Origin of the sequence: Rhodopseudomonas palustris, assembly GCF_003591005.1 — a bacterium.
GTDB classification, from domain to species: Bacteria; Pseudomonadota; Alphaproteobacteria; order Rhizobiales; family Xanthobacteraceae; genus Rhodopseudomonas; species Rhodopseudomonas palustris_K.
This window is the reverse complement of record NZ_QYYD01000073.1, coordinates 1-605: the sequence shown is the minus strand read 5'-3', so window position 1 is coordinate 605 and position 605 is coordinate 1. Positions and strand designations below refer to the sequence as shown.

At 39.0% G+C, this 605-nt stretch carries 1 protein-coding gene; it reads right to left on the bottom strand.

The window, feature by feature from the left end; translation table 11 throughout:
- The coding region (locus D4Q52_RS26010) for an SDR family NAD(P)-dependent oxidoreductase (protein WP_119859475.1) at positions 1-375 on the bottom strand (375 nt) is incomplete at its 3' end.
- Positions 376-605 lie beyond the last annotated feature (230 nt).

Genomic DNA, 605 nt, shown 5'->3' with positions numbered 1-605 from the left:
GGTATGGACCGCCTGACGAATGCCGGCTTTATAAGCGGCTTCAAAAAGTTCCAAACTACCCTTCACATTGGTATTATACAGTTCTTGCCAGTGTTTACCGCCTTTTAAACTATCTCGAAAGAAAGCAGCTGTGTGAAAAAGACTATCACAACCTAGCATATGATTTTGATAGCTGTCTGGCTGGCAAATAACTCCTTCAATGAAATGGATTGGCAAATTGCCAAACTGCTCTATAGCTTTCTGTCGAGAGCGTACTAAAGCAGTCACCTGAATTCCTTTTTTTAGAAGGGCTTGCACTAGATTATTTCCTAATAAACCTGTTGCGCCAGTAACGAAGGCGTGGTGAATACTTCGGCTTTGGTGTTTTGGGGGCATGGATATTCTCCTTAAATTGTATTTAGATGACATGTCATCTATTCTCTTATTTTATATTTTGCAAGATTAATTGTCAACAATTAAGGGAATTAGTGTAAAATAGATACAGAAGAAATTTGCAAAGGACGGGAATAGAATGTCATCTTTAGGAGACCGTTTTAGATATTTATTCAGAAGTGCGGAAAATCTAGCGATGAGAGAATACAGCAACTCTTTAAAGCCCCTGGGAG